Below are 23062 nucleotides of genomic sequence, written 5' to 3'. Positions count from 1 at the left end.
TTGCCGCAGGACGCGGCGTTATTAGTCTTTGCTCCTCTGAACAGGCGCTTCCGCTTTATTTATACATATCCATTATCCCATCTTATTAATCCTATCCACAAGTGTAATGGATAGAAAGGCTTATTTTTTAATTTTTTTGAGGAAGAACTGGATAAAGGAGGGTTTTTTGTTTCAGGGAGCGGGGTGAATAGTGTGTTTGGCGGTTTTTTTTACTGAAACGATTATCCTATGCGGCGGTTCCTTATATCCTCATATATATGGTATACTACTATATCTAAACAACTTGAATGTGGAGGATTTCATGAGCAAAGACTCTAAACTTAGCAAAACTGCTAAAATATTTTCCTTTCATCCGACTGGGGAATATTATTTTACAAAGGGATTAAAAGCCTATCACAGACGTGATTTATATAATGCGAAAAAATACCTGGAACGGGCAATGGAGCTGGAGCCATCAGAACCGATGATTGCCTGCCAGCTCGCCATAACGTGTACGGAAATTGGCGAATATGCCTATTCCAATAATCTGCTGGAAAATATACTGGATGTTCTGGATCCTTTCATGACAGAATGCCACTATTTTCTGGCAAATAACTATGCACATCTTGGCATGTTCAAGGAAGCATACCGGCATGCCAGCTCATATCTTAATAAAGAGGAAGACGGAGAGTTCAGCGAAGATGCCGAGGATCTTCTTGATTTGATTACTTTTGAATCAGATGAAACCGAAGAAAGCCTGAACCTGCAGGACGGCCTGATTTTTAAGCAGGAGCAGGCTAAGGAATATCTTGAGGCAGGCAATTTCCCGAAAGCCATTGATGTGCTTAAGGAAACGATCGAGGAGTATGAGGATTATTGGTCTGCGTATAACAACCTGGCACTTGCTTATTTTTATCTGGGCAAAATCGATGAAGCATTCGTAACACTTGAAGATGTGCTCGAAAAAAGTCCGGGGAACCTGCATGCATTATGCAACTTGGTTGTTTTCAATCATTATCAGCATAATGAGGAAAAGGTCGAGGAATTGGTTGAGGCACTGGACAAAATCAGGCCTATGCTTCTCGAGCAGCGATTTAAGCTCGGTACTACCTTCGCTTTAATCGGGAAGTACTCGCTGGCATTTAAGTGGCTAAGACAGCTGCAAAAGCAGGGGTTTGAAGGAGACGGCACTTTTTATTATTGGCTCGCGGCCTCTGCCTTTCATTTAGGACATGAAAACACGGCTCACCAGGCCTGGAAGCGCGTGGTTGAAATCAATCCTGAAAAAGAAGGACTTGAACCATGGGGCGACATGAATGCAAGCGTAAATGGCTTTGAGCACCATCTGCCATCCATCATAAAGCGTCTGGAAAGCGATTTTACAGAAGAAAGGCTGTTTGCCATTTTTCTTGCTAAACATTCTTCCCAAAAAAACATCATAATGAAGCATCCTGCATTTGTGAAAAACACAATGCTTACAGAGACTGAAAAAGAGTACAGGGATTACATTAAAGGGCCGGCTGCGGGCCGGCCGCTTACCGTTGACTTTGCAGACAGGACAGCAGAGCTTTTGTATCAGCATTTCCAGCCGATCCAGCTTGCAGAGGCAGGGTTATATTTAATGTGGTTTTCCGTATTTCTTGAAGCAGTCGATACAGGACAGAAGCTGACGAATCCGGCAGGCTGGGCTGCAGCGGTTGAATATGCATGGAACAAGCTTAGAGGTGAAAAGAAAAGCCGGCAGGAAATAGCGGATAAACACTTCATTTCTTCAGCTACTCTTTCCAAGTATGTAAAATTGGTGAATGATCTTTTGCAATGAGCAAAAACTTGGACGTAAATTTATTTGTTATATAGGATAATAGATAGGAAATACTAAAGGCAATACAAAAGCGCAAGCAACTTTTTATACAGGATTATTGCTTGGTGCCAGGTTCATCGGGGTGAGTTTTACCGGTGAACAAAATGCCAGGAATTCTGAAGGAGTGAAATAAAGTGTCTGAGGAAACCATTTATGACGTAATCATCATCGGTGCCGGCCCAGCCGGAATGACCGCTGCCGTATATACATCCCGTGCAAACCTATCAACATTAATGCTGGAGCGCGGTGTGCCAGGCGGGCAAATGGCCAACACGGAAGAAGTGGAAAACTACCCTGGTTTTGAAACAATATTAGGGCCAGAGCTTTCTACGAAGATGTTTGACCATGCGAAAAAATTCGGAGCTGAATATGCTTACGGAGATGTTAAAGAAGTTATCGATGGTGATGAATATAAAACCATCATTGCAGGCTCAAAGGAATATAAAGCCCGTACGATTATTGTAACTGCTGGCGCGGAATACAAAAAAATAGGGGTGCCGGGAGAAAAAGAGCTTGGCGGACGCGGAGTCTCTTACTGTGCCGTTTGTGACGGAGCATTCTTTAAACAGAAAGAGCTATTTGTCATTGGCGGGGGAGATTCAGCTGTGGAAGAAGGCGTCTACCTTACCCGATTCGCTTCTAAGGTGACAATCGTGCATCGCCGCGGTGAACTGCGTGCGCAAAAAATTCTTCAGGATCGCGCTTTTGCCAATGAAAAAGTGAACTTCATCTGGAACCATACATTGAAGTCCATTAATGAAAACAGCGGAAAAGTCGGAAGTGTCACTCTGATTTCAACCGAAAATGGAGAAGAAACTGAGCTTCCTGCAAATGGAGTTTTCATTTATATCGGAATGCTTCCGTTGTCTAAGCCTTTCGAAAGCCTTGGCATTACTAATGCGACAGGTTATATCGAAACAAATGAACGCATGGAAACCCGTGTGCCGGGAATTTATGCTGCAGGCGATATCCGCGAAAAAACGCTTCGCCAAATCGTCACTGCTACCGGTGATGGAAGCATAGCTGCCCAAGCGGCCCAGCACTACATTGAAGAGCTGAAGGATAAGCTTAAACTTAAGGCTTAAGCTTATACAGATTCAAAAAACGTCATCGTGTTTTAACTGCACTGTAACATAGATGAAACATTCCGAGGGTATAGTTAGAGTAGAAATTGACCCCCTTTAATAACTATAAATCCTGGATGGCACAGATATAATCTGTGCCTATTTTTTTGCATTGTCACTGATTTTCTCCTTTTCCAGAAATCGGCCTGGGTTTTCTCTATACATTAATTTCCATTTCCTCTAGCAATGGTTGTTCGTTGTGGGAGCATTTTAAAAATAGTATAATAAAAGGAATTCAATTTACTCCATCGTTATGAAACAAAGTGATTTAATATATACATCTTAGGAAAGCGGAACCTGGAAGAGACATGGTCAGGCATTTGAGGTGAAAAACATGCAGCGTGTTACAAATTGTGTGCTGGTAAAAGATGATAAAATCCTTCTTTTGAAAAAACCGAGGCGCGGCTGGTGGGTAGCCCCAGGCGGAAAGATGGAACCTGGTGAATCAGTCAGGGATGCCTGTATCCGTGAATATCGGGAAGAAACAGCTGTATATCTAAAAAATCCTTCTTTAAAAGGCATCTTTACTTTCATTATGACAGAAAACGAAAAGGTTCTTTCAGAATGGATGATGTTTACATTTTTTGCTGAAGATTCGGATGGTGTAAACTTAGATGAATGTGAAGAAGGGGAGCTGTACTGGCATCCTCTGGATGATGTAAAAACATTGCCGATGGCTGAAGGCGACCGCCATATCCTTGAATATATGATTCATGGAAGCGGAATAATTTACGGGACATTTACGTATACGCCTGAATTCAAGCTTCTTTCATACCGGCTTGATCCGGGCTGATTATGCCCGAGATAAGTTGTGAACCGGGGGTTAAATAATGAGTACAGGATCTAATGAAACACAATTAGTCATCATTACAGGCATGTCAGGGGCCGGAAAGACAGTGGCCATTCAGAGCTTTGAAGATCTGGGTTTTTTCTGTGTGGATAATCTGCCGCCGACCCTGCTTCCTAAATTTTTGGAACTGATGAAGGATTCCGGCAATAAAATGAATAAAGTAGCGCTTGTCATGGATCTTAGGGGCCGTGAATTTTTTGACCACCTATTTAAAGCGCTGGACGATCTTGCGGAAGTTTCATGGGTGGTCGCCCAGATCTTATTCCTGGATGCAGATGATCCGGCCCTTGTCCGCAGATATAAAGAGTCAAGACGGACTCACCCTCTGGCTCCATCAGGGCTTCCGCTTGAAGGGATTCAAATGGAAAGAAGCCTTCTCGAGGAGCTGAAAGGGAGAGCTCAGCTTATATATAACACTTCTCAAATCAAGCCAAGGGAACTGAGGGAAAAGATATTAACAGAGTTTTCCACCGATAAGAAGCCCATTTTCACCGTAAATGTCATGTCTTTTGGCTTCAAGCACGGCCTCCCGATTGATGCCGATCTGGTTTTTGATGTGAGGTTTTTGCCTAATCCGCATTATATTGATCATATGCGCCCGAAGACAGGCTTGGATGATGAGGTTTCAAGCTATGTTTTAAAGTGGAATGAAACGCAGAAATTTCTTGAAAAAGTGACAGATTTGCTTGCGTTTATGCTTCCTCAATATAAGAGAGAGGGCAAGTCGCAGCTTGTCATTGCAATAGGATGTACAGGAGGCCAGCACCGGTCAGTAGCGCTGGCGGAGTATATAGCAAATCACTTTGCAGAGGATTATACAACGCAGGTTTCCCATCGCGATATTGAGAAGGGAAAGGGAACAGATCATGCAAACAAGCAAAGTTAAACCAAAGCAGCCTAAGGTTGTCATAATTGGGGGAGGCACAGGTCTCCCTGTACTATTGCGCGGTTTAAAAACCTACCCTGTTGAAATTACATCCATTGTCACGGTTGCTGATGATGGGGGAAGCTCTGGGAGGCTCAGGGATGAAATGGACATACCGGCACCAGGCGACATCAGAAATGTGCTGGCGGCCCTTTCAGACGTTGAGCCCCTGGTCGAGCAAATGTTTCAGCATAGGTTTGCAAGCGCCAATGAATTGGCCGGGCACTCGCTCGGCAATCTGATTCTTGCAGCCATGACCTCCATTACAGGCGACTTTGTCCATGCCATACAGGAAATGTGCAAGGTTCTGAATGTCAGGGGAAAGGTTCTGCCTGCCGCCAATCAGAGTGTGGTCCTGAATGCTGAGATGGAGGATGGAAGCATTGTAACCGGGGAATCTAAAATACCTTTTTCCGGCAAGAAAATCAAAAGGGTATTTTTGACTCCAGTTGATATTCAGCCGCTTAGCGAAACTCTTCAGGAAATTAAACAAGCCGACTTAATTGTAATCGGTCCAGGCAGCCTGTATACCAGCATCCTTCCGAATCTTCTTGTGCCTGAAATCGGCAGGGAGGTAATGAAGTCGCATGCTAAAAAGGTGTATGTCTGCAACTTGATGACACAGGCAGGCGAAACTCTTGATTATACTGCGAGCGACCACATTAAAGCGATATATGATCATATGGAAGGTCCGTTTATCGACCGGATCCTTGTAAATAATGAAGAAATACCAGAGGAAGTGCAGCAGAGGTACCAGGAGGAGTTTGCGAAGCCTGTTGTCTATGATGTGGAAAGCCTAAAAAATCTCGGCCTGGAAATTGTCCAGGACCAGATATTCAGCTATGAAGGAAATGCAATCAGGCATAATACCAAAAAAGTGGCTGAATTATTATATAATATGCTAATAGATGAAACTAAACATGGGATGAAACCGTAGAATAGATGGAAGTCCTGCAGTTTTTCCTTCAGGGGGAAAAGCAGCTGAGGAATTTTAGGAAAGCCGAGATGCAAACTAATCGGATGGCCCGGTGAGATACGGTTGCCCATAGGGTAAGATACTATGAAATTCGGTTGGGGGCGGAAATCCATGTCGTTTGCTTCAGAAACGAAAAAAGAACTGACAACCATTGACAGCAAGGATTGCTGCGGAAAAGCTGAATTATGCTCGCTCATAAGAATGAACGGCTCTCTATCTTTTTCAAACCGCAAGCTTGTTGTCGATATACAGACGGAAAATGCTGCAATAGCCAGAAGGATCTATACCCTTTTGAAAAAGAGCTATGTTGTCCAGGTAGAACTGCTTGTCCGCAAGAAAATGAAGCTGAAAAAGAATAATGTATATATTGTCAGGATGTCTTCGGGCGGCCAGGCCGTTTTGCAGGACCTGAAAATAATGGGTGCGAGCTACGAAATCCAGCATGGTATTTCAAAGGAAGTCGTTGGGAAAAAATGCTGCAAGCGCGCCTATTTAAGAGGGGCATTCCTTGCGGGGGGCTCAGTCAATAATCCTGAAACCTCCTCCTACCACCTGGAGATCTTTTCATTATATAAAGAACATAATGATGCCCTTTGTGAGTTAATGAATGAATTTGGGCTGAAGGCGAAAACACTGGAGCGGAAAAAAGGCTTTATTACTTATTTAAAGGAAGCTGAAAAAATTGCTGAATTTCTGAGTATTGCAGGCGCCCATTCAGCATTGCTGAGATTTGAGGATGTAAGGATTGTCCGGGATATGCGAAATTCTGTAAATCGCCTGGTAAACTGTGAAACAGCAAATTTAAATAAAACAATCGGCGCTTCTTTAAGGCAGGTAGAAAATATCCGGCTTATCGATCAGACAGTAGGCTTAAGTATACTTCCGGATAAATTGCGCGAAATAGCGGAATTAAGAGTGGCCTATCAGGATGTTACATTGAAAGAGCTTGGCGAAATGGTATCAGGCGGCATCATCAGCAAGTCGGGCATCAATCACCGTCTGCGCAAGATCGATGAAATTGCTGATAAGTTAAGAGGGGGAGAAGGTCTTTCTGCCCAAAAGATCTAAGAGAAAAGGGAGAGAACGGAATGATTGAAAGGGAAGTAATGGTCCGCATGAAAACGGGGCTGCAAGCGCGTCCGGCAGCATTATTTGTGCAGGAAGCAACTAGCTTCAGCTCTGATGTTTATTTAGAAAAGGACGGAAAAAAAGTGAACGCCAAAAGCATCATGGGCTTAATGAGTCTTGCTGTAAGCTCAGGTTCTTCCATAAAGCTTATCGTGGACGGCCGCGACGAAGAGGAAGCAGTGGAAGCACTTCAAAAGTTCGTCGAGCAGGAATAATGATCATAAAAAAAGTTTCTCCGGAGTAATCTCCGGAGAAACTTTTTTGCGTTTTACTGGGTAATTCAGTGCAATCTGCTGTTACTTTTCTTCTTTTTTGCTTTCAAGCACATTGCGTGAAATAACCTGGTCGATCAGGCCGTATTCTTTTGCACGGTCAGCTGTCATGAAGTTATCGCGTTCTGTGTCTTTCGCAATTACATCAAGAGGCTGTCCAGAGCGTTCTGAAAGGATTGTATTTAACTTTTCTCTTAGGAAAAGGATGCGGCGGGCAGCGATTTCAATTTCAGTTGCCTGTCCTTGAGCTCCTCCAAGAGGCTGGTGAATCATGACTTCACTGTTTGGAAGGGCATAACGCTTTCCTTTTTCGCCGGCTGCTAGCAGGAATGCTCCCATTGATGCGGCCATGCCGATGCATACAGTAGAAACGTTTGGCTTGATGTATTGCATAGTATCATAAATCGCCATGCCTGCCGTAATGCTGCCGCCTGGGCTGTTGATGTAAAGAGTTATATCCTTTTCCGGATTTTCAGCTTCCAGGAACAGCAGCTGGGCTACAATGGAATTGGAAACATTATCATCAATCGCACTGCCAAGCATGATGATGCGGTCCTTTAATAGACGTGAATAAATATCGTAGGCACGTTCCCCACGGCTTGTTTGTTCAATAACTGTAGGAATTAAGTTCATGCTTTTTTTCCTCCTTGGTCGTATGTGAATGAAATGGGCTCCAACAGGAACCTGGTATGTATGTATGATACACTTTTTGGTCAATAAAGGTCAAACGAAACGGACTCATTAGACAAAAATTTGTTCGACAATTTCCGGATAATGCTCATACCTTGGAACATTAAGCCGAATTGACCCGAAAAGCTGTCTATGCTGTGAGTAAATAAGGAAGTAATTTCCGCATTAACCATGATACCCAACACGGATATATTTAAACATGGAACCATCTCTTGCAATATAGTCAAAAGTAGAATATAATAAAAAACGTCGTAAAATAATAATTTGCCCTCGTGGTGCAACGGATAGCACGTAAGATTCCGGTTCTTGAGATGTGGGTTCGATTCCTGCCGAGGGCGTTGCCAAGTTAATGGGTTCCTATGTTTGTATGAGATTTATACAAGCGTAGGGACTTTTTTTGTTGGGTGCTTTTCAAATTGCGGATACCACGCAATGAATAACACGCAATGGAGGGCATGATATGTCTAGAAGAAAAGAAGTTAATGCGTAAGTACTGCAAAATCTTATTCAAAAACAGGAACAGCCAATAAAAGACTTTAATCAAGCAGCAGAGGAGTTTTTTAAGAATTGCCGAATTAAAGGTCTATCCCCAGATACACCACTCTTAATGTTACATTAATAGAATTATAAAGCAATATTTCAAAAGAAGAAACTATACCTTTATTGTTACAATGTAACAGTGAAATGTGAGGTGAACATATGGAGTTATTAAGTGAAGAAGTTATGTGGGACGCAGTAATAAATTGCAACGAAAGATATGATGGTCTCTTCTATTATGCAGTTAAGTCTACTGGAATTTTTTGCAAACCTTCTTGTAAATCGAAAACTCCCTTGAAGGAAAATGTTATGTTCTATCCTTCTGTCTCTTTAGCCGTTCAGGAGGGATACCGTCCTTGTAAAAGATGTGGTCCACACCTGCTTCGCTCTAATCAAGAAAAAATTGTACTTTCAATCAAACAAGTAATTGAACAGGAATATCAAAATTTTATAACATTGGAGCAACTTGCTTTGCAAGTAGGTGTAAGTAAATACCATCTCCAAAGGGTGTTTAAATTAAAGACAGGGACTTCTCCATTGGAGTACATTACCAAGCTTAGAATGGATGAGGCCATGGTCAGGCTGGGAACCACACAAGAAACTGTCACGGAAATAGCCCATGTTCTTGGTTATAATAGTTCTGCTCATTTTTCGAGTGTATTCCGACATCATATTGGGTGCACTCCTTCGGAATATAGAAATCGGAGGTAAATTATGAAATTGCTGGATACAATTGCTTTTTTCGGACTTGCTGCACTGTGGGGAGCTTCCTTTTTATTTATTCGGATAGCTGCTCCAGTATTCGGACCCCTCCTAACTATTCAGGGGAGAGTCACTATTGCAGCAGCTGCTTTGATAATATTTTTAATTATTACTCGGCGTTCAGCACACATTAAACAGAGATGGAAACAATATTTAATTATTGGGACTTTAAATGCAGCAATTCCTTTTACTCTAATTGCGACAGCTGAACTTACCTTACCTGCTTCTATGTCAGCAATTCTCAATTCCTTAACGCCTTTGTTCACAGCTTTGGTTGTATGGGGATGGATGAGAGAAGAACTCAATATTCGGAAATGGTTTGGTATTGTTGTTGGGGTAATAGGAGTGTGCATCCTAGTAGGGTGGAGTTCCCTCCCTTTTACGTCTAAAACTATCGTCGCTATTGGTCTTTCAGTTCTATCAACTATTTCTTATGGTTTTGCAGGGGTTTATGCAAAGAAAGCTTTTGCAGGAGTTCCACCCCTGGCACTTGCTACGGGACAACAGGCAGGTGCTGCGGTTATTTTATTGCCTTTTACGCTTATGCAATTGCCTAACTCAACGGATCATATATCAACAGTTGCTATTTTATCTGTTGTTGGATTAGCACTATTTTGTACAGCTATTGCATACCTTTTATATTTTTATCTCATTGAAAGCGTCGGACCAACCAAAACATTAAGTGTTACCTTTCTCATTCCTGTATTCGGAATCATTTGGGGCATGATTTTTCTCCACGAGAAACTTACAATCGGAATGCTACTAGGTCTAATTATCATTTTAGGCAGTGTGTTTCTTATTTCAGATGTCCAATTGAGGATGAAGGCATTAGGCAAAGAAGCAGGATCAAAACAATAGTAGCTAAAAAAACGTTGGCTATATATCAACAGTTTTAATCTTTTGGTAATTTTATCCTTTAGTCTTAAGTTAATTAAAGAAAAGTAAAAATATATGAGGTACACCGTAAAACGCAGACATTGTGTAGAATTATACTTAAGCTAACCTTCAATAAGATTTTCCATAATCGGAAGCATTAATGGAAAACGGTAATGCTTTTTTCTTATTCAACGAACGTGGCAGGTTTGTTCATAGTTTTCATGCGACATTCATTGATTTGACTGATGAAGAGATTGAGATGCACGGTATCAGAAATTCTATTCACAGAGATACAGGTAATTTTATTGTACGAGCCGTATATAAGGAGGGTGTAAACGTTGAACGTGCTTCCAAGACATCTGGAGCAGAATCCCATGACTTAGAACAGGAAGGCTGGGAAGGAAGACTTTGGGGTGGTAGAAATGGAACGCACTTCCTAAATGTCTTTCCAGAAATCATATATATACCTGCGGTCAAAGATGCTAACGATGAACTAAAAAATAATTCGGCTCATATGAAAACACTTTTCATCCTATTTGAGAATGTAGTTGCAGGTTTAGCAGAGTATCAAGAAGCATATGAGAAAACTCAATTACTTCAACAAAGAATCAATGAGCATAATGATGAGAAAATAAGATACTTTGAAGGTGAAGTAAAAGCTTTTTTTAATGATGCAACTTTAAACAGATGTAAAGTTTAAAGGAAATGTAAGTCCATTAGCTGATATTGTAAGTACATCCGTTGATACAAATTTTAATTATAATGGTTTAGATACAGAGTTAATCCATCAAGGGAATGGTGTGCAAAGAACATTTATTTTGTCAGTTTTCAAAGGTTTTAGGAAATACAAGAGACGCTTTGAGATAGAAAACGTAGAAAAAAAGACCTTTAATTGTTGCCCTTGAAGAACCCGAACTCTACTTGCATCCCCATTTGGCAAGAGTGTTCAAAGATACTTTGTACAGTTTAGCAGGCGATGGATATTTTCAAGTAATTGCGACATCACATTCGCCTAAACATGATGGTATTTTTTATGCCAAAATGAAAATAAGGCACCCATACCTGAGTGCCTTAAACCTAATTGGAATTTCCTGATTTCATCTATAACCGTTTATATCAGATTGTTTTATTGGCTTAATTTAACAATGCTGATATTAACGTTATTCCCATTGCCGTCGCAAAGGGCGAAAGTTTGATTGCCTACATCCGGGTCGCTTTGAAGGAAAAGTGTAGAATTGGCTGGAATGGTTAAAATGGACTGATTAATTAACACTGTCAGGCAATCGCCGCCCAAGTTATTATTATTATCTGCAAATTGGCTTCTTGTTTGAGCATTAGGAACTAAACTGCCATTTAAGTTGATTCCGGCAACTGCAACCCGGTTTTCTGGAAAGATTGTCACGGAATAAGAAATCAAATAATCCCCGGCTTGAGGAATATTAATGACATTCCCGCTCCTGGAGATTCCTCCTGTTACTGCAGTACTAGAATTGTTTAAAGGCAGAGGATCTCCTGGATTTATTACTACATAACCTGTATGCCAAAAGTTTCCGTAAGATGGTGAAAACATGCATTCTTCTCCAGCAGTGCATCCGCATTCGTTAATATAAAAATTAATATTATTAGTAATATTATCAGACAAATTATTTCACCTCCTAATTCATTCATATAAATATATAATTCTGCGGCATGCGAAACTGCTTGTACACAAGTCTAAGCTTAAAAAAATAGGCCTTCACCTTTTTATTACACAGCTTAAGTTACCAGCCAGTTAACCCGCATGTATTTCGGCGTTGCTCCCGCTAATGGAAAAATGATATGCGAATGTCATTCCCCCTTTGCCTGTTTGCATAGTATAATAGAAGGAGAATAATCAAAAATAGGAGCGGCCATACGGTTTTAAAATATGACGCTGTAAAAGAGCTTCATGCCGATTGAGCGGAGCGAAATGTGGCACTCCTGCGGGAAAGAGGTCATTGAACCGCCTGCAGAAGCAAGCGCCTGAAACGAAAAAAATGAACACGAAATTAATTAAAAAGTAAGCGTTTCCGCATAAAAGTATTTTCTGTGCAAGTGATTAAGGACGAATGGGGGAATGATTTTGAATATGAAGGCGGGGCTTTTTCAGCAGCAGACGCTAAAATTATCCATGACACAGGAATTAAGCCAGGCAATTGCCATTTTGCAATATTCTTCCCAGGAGCTGTCATCGTTTCTCGAAAATAAACTTTTAGAAAATCCTTTACTGTCCCTTGAGCATAATAGTTCTTTGCCTGATCATGCTGCTTCTGGCCGGAGAAAAAGCAAGCGGATGAGCATGAGTGGCAATAAACAGAACTTTATTGAACAGCTTTCTGGAGATGCACCTTCACTGGAAGAGTATCTGCTGTCACAAATCAATATTGGTGAATACACCCGAAAACAGCAAAGCATAATGCTGGAATTTATCAGGAACATTGACGAAAACGGTTATATGCGTATTGGGGCTGGAGATATTGCGGAAGCTCATTGTGTGCCCATTGAAGAAGCGGAGAGATGCCTGAAGGCCATTCAGCGCCTGGAGCCGCATGGCATCGGGGCAAGGAATCTGCAGGAGTGCCTGCTCATACAAGCTGAGTACGAAGATCCTGATTCTCTTGCCAAGCGTATTCTTGAACATCATTTTCTGCTGTTTGCAGAGAAGAAGTGGAAGGAAATCGCGAAAAAAGAGCGAATCACTTTAAAACAAATCCAGGACGTGTTTGATTATGTGCAGTCGCTGAATCCCCGTCCGGGTTCAAGGTTTTATCAGGATAAGCCATCCTATATTACTCCAGATGTCGTCGTAGAATCACGGGATGGCGAGCTGTATGTCAGCCATTATGAAAATGGATTCCAGGAATTGCATGTAAATGAGCTATACCTGAAAAAAATGCAGGGACATCATGATAAAAGCGTGAATCATTTCCTTCGTGAAAAATGGCAGGAATACCAATGGATTTCACGCGGAATTCAGCAGCGCAGGGATACAATATTGAGAGTGATGACGAAAATTGCAGAATGTCAGCCTGATTGCTTTCATTTCGGGCTTGGACATCTCCGGCCGATGACTATGAAGGAAATATCGGATGAGCTTCACATCCATGAGTCGACAGTAAGCAGGGCAGTAAAGGATAAATATGTCCAGACGCCATTTGGAACATTTGAAATGAAAACATTTTTTACGTCTTCGCTGCAATCTGCAAACAGTGAGGATATGTCAGGACAGCAGGCTAAAATTGGCTTAAAGAGAATCATCGCAAATGAAAGCAAGCTGAAGCCTTTATCAGATCTTGAACTGGCAGAGCTGTTGAAGGATGAGTGCGGAATTCTTTTATCAAGGAGGACGGTTGCGAAATATCGTGAGCAGCTCGGCATTCCTTCATCTTCAAAAAGAAAAAGATTTGAATGAAAGGCTGATTACATTGACCCAGGAAAGATTTACACTGTACAGCAGGGAGAGGTGCCCGCTGTGTGATAAAGCAAAGATGGTTATGGAAGAATTTGAAGCAGATTCAGGCATTGGCTTTCAGATTATCGACATTCATTCAGCTGATGATCTGGTGGAAAAGTACGGTTTAATGATTCCGGTGCTGGAATGGGGAACAGAAATCATCCAGTACGGCAATATAGACAGGGAAAGGCTAAATCAGCTTTTTCAGAAAAAATAGGTGTTTATCAGTTGAAGAAAAAAAATATTCCTGTTAAGATATGAATCAAGCAGGTATATTTTTTTGGACCAAGTGGGACATTAAATGACTAAGCGGGACAAAAAACGTCCTAGACTTAAACTGCAAGGAGTTTTACATATATGCGCTCATTGCTGGATATACAAAGAAAATTATTGCCTGATTTTCTTACAGCTATGCAAAAAAGGTATGACATTCTTAGATATATCGGATTTATGCAGCCTGTAGGCCGGAGAAGTCTGGCTGTCTCCCTTAACCTAACTGAACGTGTCTTAAGGAGCGAGGTTGAATTCCTGAAGGACCAGCACTTGATTGAAGTGAATAGTTCAGGCATGCAGCTTTCGGTTGAGGGGAAAGATATCCTCGAAAAATTAGAAAGTGTAATGCGGGAAGTTATGGGTATAGACATAATGGAACAGGAGCTGAAAAAGGCATTAGAGGTAAAACAGGTCATAATTGTTGCTGGAAACAGCGATCAGTCTCCATGGGCTAAAAGTGAATTAAGCAAAGCCTGTGCAGCATACATGAAAAGTCTGTGGACTGGCAATAATATCATTGCAGTTACGGGCGGATCAACAATGACTGAGGTTGCCAATATGCTTTCACCTGACCCGGCCAATGAAAAATTAGTGTTTGTGCCTGCCAGGGGCGGCCTTGGGGAAGATGTACAAAATCAGGCAAATACGATTGTTTCGAGAATGGCAGAAAAAGCCCGGGCATCACACAGAGTGCTTTACATTCCTGATCAGGTGAGCAACGAGGCTTATCAGTCATTCATGAAAGATCCAATCATTAAAGACGTTTTATCGCTTATCAAATCTGCTGATATTGTCCTTCACGGTATTGGCGATGCCATGAGAATGGCGGAGCGGAGAAAAACATCTCCAGAGATTATGGAGGTCCTGAAAGATGGCGAGGCAGTAGGCGAAGCCTTTGGATATTACTTCAATGAAAACGGCGAAGTGGTGCACAAGGTAAAAACAGTGGGAATCCAGCTGGATGACCTTCACGGCCTGAAGAATGTCATAGCAGTGGCAGGCGGGCAGTCCAAAGCCAAAGCCATACGCTCTTATATGAAAAGAGCCCCTGCTTCGACTGTACTGATTACAGATGAAGCAGCAGCACAAGAGTTAATAAAGGGATAACTATCTCTTTAAAATAAATATAACTTATTATTTTCCGAACTTTAAAGGAGGAACTTTAACATGACAGTAAAAGTTGGTATTAACGGATTTGGACGTATTGGACGTAACGTATTCCGCGCAGCATTAAAGAACGAAAATGTAGAAATCGTAGCAATCAATGACCTTACTGATGCAAATATGCTTGCACATTTGCTTCAATATGACACAGTTCACGGTAAATTGCCTGAGCAAGTACAAGTAGACGGCGATTATCTTGTTGTAGCTGGACATAAAGTGAAAGTTTTGGCAGAACGCGATCCTGCTCAACTAGGCTGGGGAGATCTTGGCGTTGAGGTAGTCGTTGAATCTACTGGCCGTTTCACAAAACGTGCAGATGCAGCGAAGCACCTTGAAGCTGGCGCTAAAAAAGTCATCATTTCCGCTCCTGCTTCAGAAGAGGATATCACTATTGTAATGGGTGTTAATGAAGATAAATACGATGCGAAAAACCATCATGTTCTTTCAAATGCATCATGCACAACAAACTGTCTGGCTCCTTTTGCAAAAGTACTTCAAGATAAATACGGCATCAAGCGCGGTATGATGACAACTGTTCACTCATACACAAATGATCAGCAAATTCTTGATCTTCCGCACAAAGACTACCGCCGTGCACGTGCAGCAGCAGAAAACATCATTCCTACAACAACTGGTGCAGCAAAAGCGGTTGCTCTTGTATTGCCTGAATTAAAAGGAAAATTAAACGGTATGGCTATGCGTGTTCCTACACCTAACGTATCTGTGGTTGACCTTGTTGCAGAGCTTGAAAAAGATGTAACAGCTGAAGAAGTGAACGAAGCATTCAAAGCTGCATCACAAAATGAACTTAAAGGAATCCTTGACTACAGCGAACTTCCTTTAGTATCTACTGACTATAACGGCAGCTCTGCATCTTCTACAATCGATGCATTATCTACAATGGTTATGGAAGGCAACATGGTTAAAGTACTTTCTTGGTATGACAACGAAACTGGCTACTCTAGCCGCGTAGTTGACCTTGTAGATTATATCGCTTCTAAAGGACTGTAATACCGGAGAGAAAAAGAGTTCTGCAGCATGGCGCCCTTATTGGTAAGTGCCCAAAAACAGACTATAATGAAAAAGATAACAGGGGAGTTGGGATATATTGCCCTCTCCCTTTTTTAATCAATTGGCTTTGTTATAGTACATATTGATTTCTGTCCATTGTTGATTGAAGTGGAAGACGCTTGACTTCCTTGGGATTTGCGTTACAGGCGAGACCCCACAGGAGCGTTAGCGGCGAGGATGCTCGGCGGACGCCCCCCCGGAAAGGAAGCGTCTGGAGCGGAAACCAACAGGCAACTTTAACAGAGCCAATTAATAAAATTATGAAGCAATTCAAGGAGGTACCAGCCATGAACAAAAAGTCATTAAAGGATATCGATGTAAAGGGCAAGCGCGTATTTTGCCGCGTTGATTTTAATGTTCCTATGGAGAACGGAAAGATTACAGATGATACTAGAATCAGAGCAGCGCTGCCAACCATAGAATATTTGGCAGAACAAGGAGCAAAGGTTATTCTTGCAAGCCACCTTGGACGTCCAAAAGGCCAGGTATCAGAAGAGCTTCGCCTAACACCTGTTGCAAAAAGACTCAGCGAGCTGACTGGAAAAGATGTGCAGAAGACGGATGAAGCCTTCGGAGACTCTGTTAAGGCTGAAATCAGTTCAATGAAGGAAGGCGACATTCTTCTTCTGGAAAATGTCCGTTTTTACCCTGGAGAAGAGAAAAATGATCCTGAGCTGGCAAAATCCTTTGCTGAACTTGCAGATGTTTATGTAAATGATGCATTTGGCGCGGCACACCGGGCACATGCTTCAACAGAAGGCATTGCACAATACCTGCCAGCAGCTGCAGGGCTGCTGATGCAAAAAGAATTAGAAGTGCTTGGAAAAGCATTGTCTAATCCAGAGCGCCCATTCACTGCCATTATTGGCGGCGCGAAGGTTAAGGATAAAATCGGCGTCATCGAAAATCTCCTTGAAAAAGTGGACAACCTGATCATTGGCGGCGGATTGGCATACACATTTATCAAATCCCAAGGCCATGAAATCGGCAAATCATTGCTTGAAGAAGATAAAATCGATCTTGCTGCTTCATTCATTAAAAAAGCGGAAGAAAAAGGCGTTAAACTTTACATGCCGATTGATGTAATTGTAGCAGACGACTTTTCCAATGATGCAAACACAAAAGAAGTTAATGTAGATTCCATTCCTGCAGATTGGGAAGCCCTTGATATTGGACCGAAAACCCGCGAGCTTTATGCAGATGTAATTAAAAGCTCAAAGCTTGTCATCTGGAACGGGCCAATGGGAGTGTTTGAAATCGATAAATTCGCCAATGGAACGAAAAAAGTGGCAGAAGCACTGGCTGAATCAAAGGATACATTCAGTGTCATCGGGGGCGGAGATTCAGCTGCGGCTGTAGAGAAATTCAATCTTGCCGATAAAATGTCACATATTTCTACCGGCGGAGGAGCATCCCTTGAATTTATGGAAGGAAAAGAACTACCAGGTGTAACCGCATTAAATGATATAATATAAGCAAAAAACCGTCTAACAGGAAAGGATGGTCGTTTTATGCGTAAACCTATTATTGCTGGAAACTGGAAGATGAACAAAACTTTAGCTGAGGCTAAACATTTTCTGGAAGAAGTAAGCAGCTTAGTTCCATCACCCGAGAAAATGGAGGCCGTTGTATGCGCGCCTTGTCTATTCCTTGGCCAGCTTGTGCTGGCTGCAGAAAATAAACATGTAAAAATCGGGGCTCAAAATATGCACTATGAAGAGAGCGGTGCATTTACAGGGGAGATCAGTCCCGCATCTTTGGAAGACATCGGCATTGACTATGTGATCTTGGGCCACTCAGAACGCCGCCAGCTGTTTCATGAATCAGATGAGATGGTGAACAAAAAAGTCCGTGCGGCATTTAAGTATCATCTGACACCAATTCTATGCTGCGGCGAGACATTGGAACAGCGGGAAAGCGGCCTGACGTATGAACATGTGGAAAACCAGATCAAAAAAGGCCTTGCCGGTTTAAGTGAAGAACAAGTGAAGAACATTGTCCTTGCCTATGAGCCTATCTGGGCAATCGGGACAGGCAAATCTTCTAATGCATCGGATGCAAATGAGGTTTGTGCCCATATCAGGGATGTAGTCGCTTCACAGTTTTCCAGAGAGGCCGCGGATGCAGTCCGCATTCAGTACGGCGGAAGCGTAAAGCCTGAGAATATTCATGAATATATGGCAGAGACTGATATAGATGGAGCTTTAGTGGGTGGCGCAAGTCTTGAACCACAATCTTTCCTGAAGTTATTGGAGGCTGGACAATATGAGTAAAACACCTGTGGCAATTATCATCCTAGATGGATTCGGATGTCGCGGCGAACATAAAGGAAATGCAGTGTATCAAGCAAAAAAACCAAATTTCGACCGTTTTTGGGAGCAATATCCGCATGCACAGCTGACAGCAAGCGGTGAAGCTGTAGGCCTTCCAGAAGGGCAAATGGGGAATTCGGAAGTCGGCCACTTGAATATTGGTGCTGGCCGTATTGTTTACCAAAGCTTAACACGTGTGAATCTTGCTATTAGAGAAGGGGAGTTTGCAAAAAATCAAACCTTCCTTGATGCCATGAATCATGCGAAAGAAAAAGGAACAAATCTTCACTTATTCGGATTGCTTTCTGATGGGGGAGTACATAGCCATATCGATCATTTGTACGCACTCTTGAGGCTTGCTGCGAAAGAAGGCGTGAAGAATGTTTATGTTCATGCATTTTTAGATGGCCGTGATGTGGGCCCTAAAACAGCAAAGGGATACATTGAGGATGCCGAGAAAGTAATGAAGGAAATTGGTGTTGGGCAATTTGCTACCATTTCTGGACGTTATTATTCCATGGACCGTGATAAGAGATGGGAACGCGTAGAGAAATCGTATCGTGCAATGGTATACGGAGACGGCCCTGCTTATGCTTCAGCGATGGAATGTGTGGAGGATTCGTACGAGCATGGGATTTTCGATGAGTTCGTCATTCCTTCAGTAATCACAGCTGACGATAAAAAACCAGTGGCTACAATTAAAAATGATGATTCTGTTATCTTTTATAATTTCCGCCCTGACCGGGCCATACAGATTTCCAATACATTCACAAATGAAGATTTCCGTGCTTTTGACCGTGGTCCTGGACATCCCAAGCATCTTCATTTTGTCTGCCTGACTCATTTTTCTGAGACGGTGGATGGTTATGTGGCATTCAAGCCGACGAACCTGGATAATACGCTTGGAGAAGTGCTTTCGCAAAATAATCTGACACAGCTGAGGATAGCAGAAACTGAAAAGTATCCGCATGTGACATTCTTTATGAGCGGGGGACGTGAAGAGAAGTTTCCTGGCGAAGAAAGGATCCTGATCAATTCTCCGAAGGTAGCGACCTATGACTTAAAGCCGGAAATGAGTGCTTATGAAGTTACAGATGCACTTATGGAGCAGATTGAAAATGATAAATTTGATGCAATCCTTCTGAACTTTGCTAATCCGGATATGGTTGGACACTCAGGAATGCTTGAGCCGACAATCAAAGCCATTGAAACTGTCGATGAGTGTCTCGGCAAAATTGTGGATCTTATGATTTCAAAAGGAGGCACGGCCATAATAACAGCTGATCATGGGAATGCTGATGAAGTGGTAACGCTTGAAGGCAATCCAATGACTGCCCATACAACAAACCCTGTTCCTGTCATTGTGACAAAAAATGATGTAACATTAAGGACAGATGGTATTTTAGGTGACCTTGCTCCAACAATGCTTGATTTGCTTGGAGTTCAAAAGCCTGTTGAAATGACAGGATCATCTTTAATTAATAAATAAAAAGCGAACACAAAAAAGGAGAGAAATTATTATGCCATTTATTCAACATGTATACGCACGAGAAGTATTAGATTCACGAGGAAACCCAACTGTAGAAGTAGAAGTTATGACAGAGTCAGGCTTCTTTGGCCGCGCTATAGTTCCTTCAGGAGCATCTACTGGCGAGCATGAAGCAGTGGAGCTTCGCGATGGCGACAAATCCCGCTACCTTGGAAAAGGTGTCCTGAAAGCAGTGGAAAATGTAAATGATGTCATTGCAGAAGCAATCATCGGATTTGATGTAACAGACCAAATCGGCATTGACCGCGCAATGATCGAGCTTGATGGAACAGAAAACAAAGGTAAATTAGGTGCTAACGCTATTCTTGGCGTATCTATGGCTTGTGCCCATGCTGCTGCTGAATCAGTTGGCCTTCCATTATACCGTTACCTTGGCGGATTTAACGCTAAGCAGCTTCCGACTCCAATGATGAACATCATCAATGGCGGATCACATGCTGACAATAATGTTGACTTCCAGGAATTCATGATTCTTCCTGTTGGAGCACCAACATTTAAAGAAGCTCTTCGTATGGGTGCGGAAGTTTTCCATGCATTGAAATCTGTTCTTTCTGCTAAAGGATTGAACACAGCTGTAGGCGATGAGGGCGGATTTGCTCCAAACCTAGGTTCTAACCGTGAAGCATTGGAAGTAATCATCGAAGCGATCCAAAAAGCCGGCTACAAGCCTGGTGAAGATGTATACCTTGGAATGGACGTTGCTTCTTCTGAGTTCTATAATAAAGAAACTGGAAAATACGACCTTTCTGGCGAAGGAAAAACAGGCGTGACTTCTGAAGAATTGGTAAGTTTCTATGAAGAGCTTGTTAATGAATTCCCTATTCTTAGCATTGAAGACGGACTTGACGAAAATGACTGGGAAGGCCATAAGCTATTGACTGACCGCCTTGGCAGCAAAGTTCAATTAGTTGGCGATGACTTGTTTGTTACCAACACAAAGAAGCTTGCTGAAGGAATTGAAAAAGGCATTGCCAACTCCATCTTAATCAAAGTTAACCAAATCGGTACATTGACTGAAACATTCGATGCAATCGAAATGGCAAAACGTGCTGGCTATACAGCTGTTGTATCCCACCGTTCAGGCGAAACAGAAGACGCTACAATCGCTGACATCGCTGTTGCAACAAACGCAGGACAAATCAAAACAGGTTCACTTTCACGTACAGACCGTATCGCGAAATACAACCAGCTTCTTCGCATTGAAGATGAGCTTGGCGAACTTGCTGTTTACGAAGGCCTTAAGAGCTTCTACAACCTTAAGCGCTAATAATGTCCGCAAAAAATACGCTTTAATTTAGACGGCTCTTTGCCGGAAATTAAAACCTCTTGTTAATGTGTAATTATTACACTGGACAAGAGGTTTTTTTACGATCTGCAGACAAGTAAAAGCCCTATCCAATTATTCATTGAATAGGGCACTGTTTTACTTTATTCCAGAAATAGTATATCCGTCGATAATATGTCTTTGGAAAATCGTGAAAATGATGATGATGGGTAATACCATAAAAGTGGAGCCTGCCATTTGCAGTGCAAAGTTGCCTCCATATTGTCCTTTTAACAGTGAGAGCCCAACAGATAATGTATACAAACTCTCATCATTTGCGACGATTAATGGCCATAGGAAGCTGTTCCACCCTGCGATGAAGGTCAAGATTCCCTGGACGGCCAGGATTGGTTTTGATATCGGAAGCACAATCTGCATGAATAGCCTTATTTCACTTGCTCCATCCAGCCGTGCTGCCTCCAATAATTCATCAGGGATTGTGGACATGAACTGCCTGAATAAAAAGATGCTGAATGCGCCGACGAGGCCAGGAAGTACGATGCCTGCCATTGTATTGGTCAGGTGCATTTTATTTAATATAAGATACACTGGAATCATTGTTACCTGACCAGGAATCATCATGGTTGCAAGGATAAGGTAAAAGAACTTCTCTTTCCCTTTAAATTGATATTTCGCAAATGCATAGCCTGCCATTGCGTTCAAAAATAACCCCGCAAAAGAGCAGATTACAATGATAACGGTATTTCTTAAATAAAGGCCGAAATTCATGTTTTCAAACAGGTTTTGAAAATTTTCTAATGTGAACACCTTTGGAAACAGGGTCGGTACTAAAGAACTTACTTCGCTCTCCGTTTTAAAGGATGAGAAAATCATCCATATAAATGGAATGGCGACCACAATACCTGCAGAAGTCAAAATGATGCCGACAAACCATTGCTGATATCGGTCTGTTGTTGTTTTCATTCGTTTCACCTCATCAATCCTCAATAATCGACGTTTTTATTCTGAAATTTAAATTGAATCAATGTAATGATGATAATGGCAAGAAATAAAATAAATGAACCAGCCGCAGCATAGCCGAAATTACTTAGCTGGAAGCCATTATGATAAATGAACAGTGCTACTGATGTCGTACTATCAAGCGGTCCGCCATTTGTCATAACGAATGGCTCTTCAAAAAACTGCAGCCATCCAATCATAGTTGTAATCGATACGAAGAATATCGCATACCGCAATAATGGGATGGTAATCCTCGTCATCTGTTTCCAGCTCGTTGCACCATCGAGCTGTGCAGCCTCATAGTACGTCTTGGGAATACCTTGAATCGCAGCCAGGAAGATAATCATATTAACACCGATTGCTCTCCATAATGCCAAAGCGATCAAAGAGATTTTCGCCATAATTGGATCTTGAAGCCAAGGAACTGGCGCTAAATGAAGAAGCTTTAATAAATAGTTGAATAAACCGATTTGCGGATTGTAAAGATAGCTCCAAACCACCGCAACAGCTACCACGTTTGTAATGGAAGGCATGTAAAATATCACACGGAATGCTTTAAATATACGGGCCTTGCCAAAGTTAATCAGGAGGGCGATTCCCAATGATAGAATAATGACTAAGGGAACACCAATCACGACATAAAATAACGTATTAAAAATGGACTTTAAAAAAATTGGATCCTTAAGTACTTCTTTATAATTATCCATCCCAATAAAATTAATCTGTGAATAGTCCGCTAGTCCAGCAATATTGATGTCTGTAAAACTGATAATCAGTGCCACAAATATGGGAATAATAGAAAATACAGTCAAAAGGATAATCGTTGGAGCAATAAAAAAATAAGGCGTTTTGCTTTTCTTCATAACAGTCCCTTCCTTCATAAATCCCCAAAATAGGACATCTCAGAAAACAAGACTGACTCATTAGGGGCCTGACCCCGCCAGAAACCGCTATATC

23 protein-coding genes and 1 tRNA gene are annotated in these 23062 nt (G+C 41.9%); 20 read left to right on the top strand and 4 right to left on the bottom strand.

Annotation, left to right across the window (positions count from 1 at the left end; genetic code table 11):
• Positions 1 to 301 precede the first annotated feature (301 nt).
• From BIV59_RS17995 to BIV59_RS17965, 7 genes are all read left to right on the top strand, one after another.
• Positions 302 to 1801, top strand: coding sequence for a tetratricopeptide repeat protein (locus BIV59_RS17995; RefSeq protein ID WP_071352837.1), 1500 nt, complete (start codon positions 302 to 304; stop codon positions 1799 to 1801).
• A gap of 173 nt (positions 1802 to 1974) precedes the next feature.
• Positions 1975 to 2925: a thioredoxin-disulfide reductase gene (gene trxB / locus BIV59_RS17990; protein WP_071352836.1), complete on the top strand. Its 951-nt coding sequence runs from the start codon at positions 1975 to 1977 to the stop codon at positions 2923 to 2925.
• Between the two features lie 373 nt (positions 2926 to 3298).
• Positions 3299 to 3757 carry an 8-oxo-dGTP diphosphatase gene (locus tag BIV59_RS17985; RefSeq protein WP_071352835.1) on the top strand — a complete coding sequence of 153 codons (459 nt, stop codon included), beginning with the start codon at positions 3299 to 3301 and terminating at the stop codon, positions 3755 to 3757.
• A gap of 37 nt (positions 3758 to 3794) precedes the next feature.
• On the top strand, positions 3795 to 4700 hold the full coding sequence (gene rapZ, locus BIV59_RS17980) for an RNase adapter RapZ (RefSeq protein WP_071352834.1): 906 nt from the start codon (positions 3795 to 3797) through the stop codon (positions 4698 to 4700).
• On the top strand, positions 4681 to 5676 hold the full coding sequence (locus tag BIV59_RS17975) for a gluconeogenesis factor YvcK family protein (protein WP_071352833.1): 996 nt from the start codon (positions 4681 to 4683) through the stop codon (positions 5674 to 5676). Before rapZ ends, BIV59_RS17975 begins: the two co-directional genes overlap by 20 nt.
• Before the next feature lie 150 nt (positions 5677 to 5826).
• Positions 5827 to 6783 (top strand): DNA-binding protein WhiA, encoded by a 957-nt coding sequence (whiA, locus tag BIV59_RS17970; RefSeq protein ID WP_071352832.1) that lies wholly within the window; start codon positions 5827 to 5829, stop codon positions 6781 to 6783.
• A 20-nt stretch (positions 6784 to 6803) separates the two neighbouring features.
• Positions 6804 to 7058, top strand: a complete 255-nt coding sequence (locus tag BIV59_RS17965) for an HPr family phosphocarrier protein (protein ID WP_071352831.1) — start codon at positions 6804 to 6806, stop codon at positions 7056 to 7058.
• An 81-nt stretch (positions 7059 to 7139) separates the two neighbouring features.
• Here the strand turns inward: BIV59_RS17965 and clpP are convergent, their stop codons facing one another.
• Positions 7140 to 7748 (bottom strand): ATP-dependent Clp endopeptidase proteolytic subunit ClpP, encoded by a 609-nt coding sequence (clpP, locus tag BIV59_RS17960; protein ID WP_071352830.1) that lies wholly within the window; start codon positions 7746 to 7748, stop codon positions 7140 to 7142.
• A gap of 323 nt (positions 7749 to 8071) precedes the next feature.
• Between clpP and BIV59_RS17955 the strand changes: the two genes are divergently transcribed.
• The 5 genes from BIV59_RS17955 (at position 8072) to BIV59_RS24120 (ending at position 11075) form a co-directional block, all read left to right on the top strand.
• A tRNA-Arg gene (locus tag BIV59_RS17955) sits at positions 8072 to 8143 on the top strand.
• Positions 8144 to 8504: 361 nt separating this feature from the next.
• Positions 8505 to 9053, top strand: a complete 549-nt coding sequence (locus BIV59_RS17950) for a bifunctional transcriptional activator/DNA repair enzyme AdaA (RefSeq protein WP_071352829.1) — start codon at positions 8505 to 8507, stop codon at positions 9051 to 9053.
• Positions 9054 to 9056: 3 nt separating this feature from the next.
• The gene (locus BIV59_RS17945; RefSeq protein ID WP_071352828.1) at positions 9057 to 9962 is read left to right on the top strand and encodes a DMT family transporter; all 906 of its coding nucleotides are present in this window, start codon (positions 9057 to 9059) and stop codon (positions 9960 to 9962) included.
• Positions 9963 to 10140: 178 nt separating this feature from the next.
• Positions 10141 to 10680 carry a hypothetical protein gene (locus BIV59_RS24125; protein WP_071352827.1) on the top strand — a complete coding sequence of 180 codons (540 nt, stop codon included), beginning with the start codon at positions 10141 to 10143 and terminating at the stop codon, positions 10678 to 10680.
• 242 nt (positions 10681 to 10922) lie between these two features.
• Complete coding sequence (locus tag BIV59_RS24120; RefSeq protein ID WP_240501944.1) at positions 10923 to 11075, top strand: ATP-binding protein; 153 nt, start codon at positions 10923 to 10925, stop codon at positions 11073 to 11075.
• 31 nt (positions 11076 to 11106) lie between these two features.
• On the opposite strand, the gene BIV59_RS17935 is transcribed toward BIV59_RS24120, so the two are convergent.
• Positions 11107 to 11622: a hypothetical protein gene (locus tag BIV59_RS17935; RefSeq protein WP_071352826.1), complete on the bottom strand. Its 516-nt coding sequence runs from the start codon at positions 11620 to 11622 to the stop codon at positions 11107 to 11109.
• A gap of 465 nt (positions 11623 to 12087) precedes the next feature.
• On the opposite strand from BIV59_RS17935, the gene rpoN reads away from it, so the two are divergent.
• The 8 genes from rpoN (at position 12088) to eno (ending at position 21088) form a co-directional block, all read left to right on the top strand.
• The gene (rpoN, locus tag BIV59_RS17930; RefSeq protein ID WP_346417419.1) at positions 12088 to 13410 is read left to right on the top strand and encodes an RNA polymerase factor sigma-54; all 1323 of its coding nucleotides are present in this window, start codon (positions 12088 to 12090) and stop codon (positions 13408 to 13410) included.
• On the top strand, positions 13349 to 13669 hold the full coding sequence (locus tag BIV59_RS22965; protein ID WP_240501943.1) for a glutaredoxin family protein: 321 nt from the start codon (positions 13349 to 13351) through the stop codon (positions 13667 to 13669). Before rpoN ends, BIV59_RS22965 begins: the two co-directional genes overlap by 62 nt.
• 140 nt (positions 13670 to 13809) lie before the next feature.
• Positions 13810 to 14832, top strand: a complete 1023-nt coding sequence (locus BIV59_RS17920; protein ID WP_071352824.1) for a sugar-binding transcriptional regulator — start codon at positions 13810 to 13812, stop codon at positions 14830 to 14832.
• Between the two features lie 60 nt (positions 14833 to 14892).
• Positions 14893 to 15900, top strand: coding sequence for a type I glyceraldehyde-3-phosphate dehydrogenase (gene gap / locus BIV59_RS17915; RefSeq protein ID WP_071352823.1), 1008 nt, complete (start codon positions 14893 to 14895; stop codon positions 15898 to 15900).
• A 347-nt stretch (positions 15901 to 16247) separates the two neighbouring features.
• Complete coding sequence (locus tag BIV59_RS17910; protein WP_071352822.1) at positions 16248 to 17435, top strand: phosphoglycerate kinase; 1188 nt, start codon at positions 16248 to 16250, stop codon at positions 17433 to 17435.
• Between the two features lie 36 nt (positions 17436 to 17471).
• Positions 17472 to 18233: a triose-phosphate isomerase gene (tpiA, locus tag BIV59_RS17905; protein ID WP_071352821.1), complete on the top strand. Its 762-nt coding sequence runs from the start codon at positions 17472 to 17474 to the stop codon at positions 18231 to 18233.
• Positions 18226 to 19761: a 2,3-bisphosphoglycerate-independent phosphoglycerate mutase gene (gene gpmI / locus BIV59_RS17900; protein WP_071352820.1), complete on the top strand. Its 1536-nt coding sequence runs from the start codon at positions 18226 to 18228 to the stop codon at positions 19759 to 19761. The genes tpiA and gpmI overlap by 8 nt, the downstream gene beginning before the upstream one ends.
• A 31-nt stretch (positions 19762 to 19792) precedes the next feature.
• On the top strand, positions 19793 to 21088 hold the full coding sequence (gene eno / locus BIV59_RS17895; RefSeq protein WP_071352819.1) for a phosphopyruvate hydratase: 1296 nt from the start codon (positions 19793 to 19795) through the stop codon (positions 21086 to 21088).
• A gap of 156 nt (positions 21089 to 21244) precedes the next feature.
• On the opposite strand, the gene BIV59_RS17890 is transcribed toward eno, so the two are convergent.
• Positions 21245 to 22069: a carbohydrate ABC transporter permease gene (locus BIV59_RS17890; RefSeq protein ID WP_071352818.1), complete on the bottom strand. Its 825-nt coding sequence runs from the start codon at positions 22067 to 22069 to the stop codon at positions 21245 to 21247.
• A gap of 20 nt (positions 22070 to 22089) precedes the next feature.
• Positions 22090 to 22968: a carbohydrate ABC transporter permease gene (locus BIV59_RS17885; RefSeq protein ID WP_071352817.1), complete on the bottom strand. Its 879-nt coding sequence runs from the start codon at positions 22966 to 22968 to the stop codon at positions 22090 to 22092.
• Positions 22969 to 23062: the final 94 nt, after the last annotated feature.

It is taken from the genome of Bacillus sp. MUM 13 (assembly GCF_001866725.1).
GTDB lineage: Bacteria > Bacillota > Bacilli > Bacillales > DSM-1321 > Peribacillus.
Note: the sequence above shows the minus strand (reverse complement) of the source record. Positions and strands in the feature narration are given on the sequence as shown.